At 64.6% G+C, this 4824-nt stretch carries 5 protein-coding genes and 1 pseudogene; all 6 read left to right on the top strand.

Annotated features, from left to right (window positions below; translation table 11 throughout):
• Window positions 1-961: hypothetical protein (locus EOD07_RS22675; protein WP_127237054.1), on the top strand; the 961-nt coding region annotated here is incomplete at its 5' end.
• A gap of 107 nt (window positions 962-1068) precedes the next feature.
• Entirely contained in the window at window positions 1069-1440 is a 372-nt protein-coding gene (locus tag EOD07_RS22670) for a DUF559 domain-containing protein (RefSeq protein WP_127237053.1), read from the top strand.
• 176 nt (window positions 1441-1616) lie between these two features.
• Complete coding sequence (locus tag EOD07_RS22665) at window positions 1617-2303, top strand: DUF1223 domain-containing protein (RefSeq protein WP_127237052.1); 687 nt, start codon at window positions 1617-1619, stop codon at window positions 2301-2303.
• Between the two features lie 88 nt (window positions 2304-2391).
• The gene (locus EOD07_RS22660) at window positions 2392-2676 is read left to right on the top strand and encodes a hypothetical protein (protein WP_127237051.1); all 285 of its coding nucleotides are present in this window, start codon (window positions 2392-2394) and stop codon (window positions 2674-2676) included.
• Window positions 2677-2985: 309 nt separating this feature from the next.
• Entirely contained in the window at window positions 2986-3723 is a 738-nt protein-coding gene (msrA, locus tag EOD07_RS22655) for a peptide-methionine (S)-S-oxide reductase MsrA (protein WP_127237050.1), read from the top strand.
• Between the two features lie 652 nt (window positions 3724-4375).
• Window positions 4376-4824, top strand: a pseudogene (locus EOD07_RS22650) (hypothetical protein); the annotation flags it as partial.

Below are 4824 nucleotides of genomic sequence, written 5' to 3'. Positions count from 1 at the left end.
CGACTACACCTCGGCGGTGACGACGCGAAGCGACATGCAGAACGCGCTCGATGCCGCGATCATCTCGATCACCACGCTGCCGACCACGACATCGCTGTCCGACCGCCAGACGGCGCTGCAGCAGGCCTATGCGGCCAATGGCGGCGAGGGCACGGCGACGCTGACCGGCGTCAATGTCGATGCCGCCGGCACGGCGACCTTCACCGCCAAGGCGACCTACCTGATGCCGACCGACTTCATGCAAGTAGCCCGTATCGACACGGTGCCGGTCGGCGTCGGCTCGTCGGTGCGCAAGACGCCGGCGCTGGTGCAGACCACCTTCCGGGTGACGAAGGTGTCGGGCTATTGGGCAAAGACCATGATTCTGTGGGGCACCAAGTTCGGTGACACCACCGCCCAGAAGCTGATGACGATCACCTACGCCTATAATGGCTATGGCGATCCGAAGGGCTACGGCACCACGACCGTGAACACGGTCAACGGCTCCACCTCCACCACGGTGCAGAAGCAGGTCTGCACCACCGGCACGCTGAAGAGCCTGCAGAAATCCGTGCCGGCCGGAACGGCCATCCAGACCGACCAGTACGGCACGACCTATTACTGCGTCGATACCTTCTATCCCGCCAACGGCGCCGGCGCGGTGATCGACGTCAGCCAGATGGACCAGCTCTATCTCGAGATGGACGTGCCGTCGGGCAAACCAGCCGTGCTCAAGTCGAACGATCCCACCACCTCGAACCGCCTTTTCATCGGCACCGGCCCGACCAACCTGACCGAAGTGGCGACCGGCCAGAAGGTCGACATCTTCACCGCCGTCCCCTGCGGCCAGACCGGCTACCAGGGCTGGGAAGACGGCGGCTCGTCCGTGCCGGAAGCCTATACCGACGCCGACTTCTTCTACACCGTGCAAGGCAAATGCGACTACAACCAGCGCCCGTCGGAAACGGTGCTGACGCAGTAGGGCTGCCGCCTCTCCTTCCCCCCTTGTGGGGGAAGGTGGCTCGGCGCGCAGCGCCGAGACGGATGAGGGGTGTTGGACGGAGTGAGGCGGCCAATTAATCTAGTGCAATGCCGCACCAGCCCGTCAACCAAGCCAAACGCAGCTTTGCCCGCACGCTCCGCCGTGAAATGACGGAGGCTGAGCACAAGCTGTGGCAGGAGTTGCGCGACCGCAGACTCGACCGGATCAAGTTTCGCCGGCAGGTGCCCATTGGAAAATACGTCGCCGATTTCGCTTGCCTCGAGGCACATCTCATCGTCGAGCTTGATGGTAGTCAGTACGCCAACTCGGAATCGGATTTGGCTCGCGGAGCCGAGTTGAAGGCAAGAGGGTTCCGGATCTTGCGCTTTTGGAACGACGATGTCCTGAAAGATATGGACGGCGTCTGCGATACTATTATCGCCTATGTAAAGGACCCCAGCCTCCAGCCTTGGCGGTGAGCGGGATCGACGTCTCACTCCGCTGGAACACCCCTCATCCGTCTCGGCGCTGCGCGCCGAGCCACCTTCTCCCACAGGGGGAGAAGGGAAGTGCGTAATCACAAACCGGTGAAGCTGTAACGAACCCCTCCGCGGCGGCGAAATCGGAGCATGACCCGCTACGGAGATTGCTTCCCATGACCGGATTGAAGACAAGCCTGCTCGCCGGCGCGATGCTTGCCGCCACGCTCGGCGCCGCGTCCGCTGAGCCGCTGACCGTGGTCGAGCTGTTCACCAGCCAGGGCTGCTCGTCCTGCCCGCCGGCCAACGCCAACCTGATCAAGGTCAAGGACCAGCCTGGCGTCCTGGCGCTGTCGTTCAACGTCACCTATTGGGACTATCTCGGCTGGAAGGACACGTTCGGCCGCAAGGAATTCACCGATCGCCAGGTGACCTACGAGCCGTCGCTCGGCCGCGACGGGCCGTTCACGCCGCAAGTGGTGGTGAACGGCAGGAGCGATGCCGTGGGCGCGGCGCCCGGCGAGATCCAGAGGCTGATCGCCAGCAGCGGCCGCACGCAAGGCCCGGAGCTTTCGCTCGGCCAGGGCAAGGTCAGCATCGGCGCCGGCACGGCGCCGGGCGGCGGCGCCGACATCTGGCTGGTACGCTACACGAGAGGCGTCGTCGAGGTGCCCGTGGCGCGCGGCGAGAACACCGGCCGCACGCTGCCGCACGCCAATGTCGTGCATGCGCTGACCAAGCTCGGCAGCTGGAACGGCGCGGCGACCACGCTGCCGCTGCCGGCGGCGACCGGCGGCTTGAGCACCGCGGTGCTGGTGCAGACGCCTGGCGGCGGGCCGATCCTCGCCGCCGCCGCCAACTGATTTTTCACCCCTTTCGCGCGGCGCCGCAGAAGGCGGCAACGCATCACCTGGCTCGCAGTCGCGCGCCATAACCCAAGGAGTACGACCCATGACCAAGTTCCTCACGCTTCCGGCGCTGGCCTTCGCGCTTTCCGCTTCGGTCTTCGTTGCCGGCGCCCGCGCCGACGACACGACCAATGCGATGAAGCCCGCCAACGCGATGGCGACCGACGCCATGAAGCCGGCGACGGACGCGATGAAGCCGGCCGATGCCATGAAGCCCGACGCCGTGAGCACCGAGGCGATGAAGCCGGCAACGGATGCGATGAAGCCGGCGGATGCGATGAAGCCGGCAACCGACGCCATGAAGCCGGCGGATGGCACCGCGCAGTAAGGTGGGCTTGCGACGCCGCCGGCCGGAGAGGCAATCGCATAGGGCGGCGCAGCCCCCGCTCCGTCTCGGCGCTGCGCGCCGATCCACCTCTCCCCCGCCTTGCGGGGGCGAGGAAACGCAAATCGCTAGGGGGCGCGGCCTTCGCAAGCCTTGGTTCCTCGCCCCCGCCAAAGGCGGGGGAGAGGTGGCTCGGCGAAGCCGAGACGGAGAGGGGGAACGCCGCTGGCGGTTAGCCGCCGCACGGCAAAGTGAGAACCTGGCCGCGGCCTCTTTCGTATATAGTGGGAAACTGAACAAGGAGATCAGGACATGAACGGCATCAAGACAAAAGCCGCGCGGCCATTCTTCACCCGCGGCGCGCTTGCAGCGCTTGGTCTCGCGGCGGCGGCCGCGGCCGTCTTCTGGCAGAGCCCGGCGCGCTCGGCCGAGGACGCGGTGGTGATCCCGCCGCCGGCTCTGGACGAGAAGGCGGCGGGCGGCACCGAGAAGGCGATCTTCGCCGGCGGCTGCTTCTGGGGCGTGCAGGGCGTGTTCCAGCACGTCAAGGGCGTCAGCAAGGCGGTGTCCGGCTATACCGGCGGCAGCGCCGAGAACGCCGTCTACGAAGTGGTCGGCACCGGCCGCACCGGCCACGCCGAATCCGTCGAGATCACCTACGACCCGTCGAAGGTCACCTACGGCCAGCTCCTGCAGGTCTATTTCTCGGTCGCGCATAACCCCACGCAGCTCAACTACCAGGGGCCGGACCAGGGCACGCAGTACCGTTCGACGATCTTCGCCGAGAATGACGAGCAGAAGAAGGTCGCCGAGAGCTACATCGCCCAGCTCGACAAGGCCAAGGTGTTTTCGAAGCCGATCGTCACCACGCTCGAAACCGGCAAGACCTTCTACCCGGCCGAGGATTATCATCAGGATTTCCTGACGCTGAACCCGACCTATCCCTATATCGTCTACAACGACCTGCCCAAGATCGAGAATCTGAAGTCGCTGTTCCCCAAGCTTTACAGCGAGAAGCCGGTGCTGGTGCTGGCCTCCAGCAAGAGCTGAGAGACCGTTTGGAAATTCTACTCCGGCGGTCACCATATGACTCGCCGGAGCGAATTTCGAAACGGTCTCCGGGCCGGTCGGTTTCCCGGCGCAGGGATATTTGCTTGGCAGATGCCTTGGCGATTGGCCGAAGCCTGCGCGAAGTCGTCATCCACGGGCGGAGCAAGGAGCGAAGCGACGCGCGCAGACCCGAGGATCCATTCCGTGACTTTGACGCTACGCAACGGTGCATAATTCTGCTCCGTTGCATCCTGCGATCAAGGTCATGGCATGGATTCCAGGGTCTCCGCGACGCCGCTTCGCGGCTGCTCCGCCCAGGAATGACGAGTTCGGGCGCCTGCGGCCAATCCCCAGCGTTTGCGTCGATCCCACGGAAAGCAACGGCGAAAGTCCTCCCCGCCGACAAACGACAATCCAGCCGCCCGCTGGCAAACAAAACACAGTGTGAAGCAGTTCATAGAATTGTACTTGACGCTGCAAAACATTGACATCGGATCTTCTGCCGCCACATAATCGTCACCGTCACTCTTTCGAAAATTTTCTTTCAACTGATCCGGGGCTCTGCTCCGGCGCGGTGTTTTGTTGGCTGCATCGATGGGCCCGACATGCCGGCGCCGTATCGGGAGGAACGACAGATGGGGAGGAACGACAGATGGCCGTCGCGATAAAGGTTTCCGTCTACACCAATGGCGACGACGCCTTCGTCGCCTGGGCGCCCAGCGGCTTCATCGCCGGATGCCGCGGCTTCCTGCTCGAGCGCGGCCGCAAGGCCGGCGCAAGCGAGAAGATCGAGCCGGTGGAGAACCGCGTCGGCTTCACCAAGGACAAGCCGAAATCCGGCGATCACAGGCCGTCGGATGTCTGGCCGTTCCAGCGCTTCAACTGGACCGACCATGCGGCCGATGTCGGCAATGTCGTGCGCTACCGGGTCACCGCGATGATGAGCGCAGGTCCCGGCAAGCCGCTGACCAAGGGCGTTTCCAGCGACTGGACGGACTGGAAGACGCTTGCGACCGACGCCGGCGGCGGTTTCTCCTGCTACTTCAACCGCGGGCTGGTGCTGTCGCAGTTCGTCGCCCGCTACATGGCCAAGAACAAGCT

The organism is Mesorhizobium sp. M2C.T.Ca.TU.002.02.1.1, assembly GCF_003997225.1.
The sequence above is the reverse complement of the archived record's forward strand: the minus strand, read 5'-3'. Positions and strand labels throughout refer to the sequence as shown.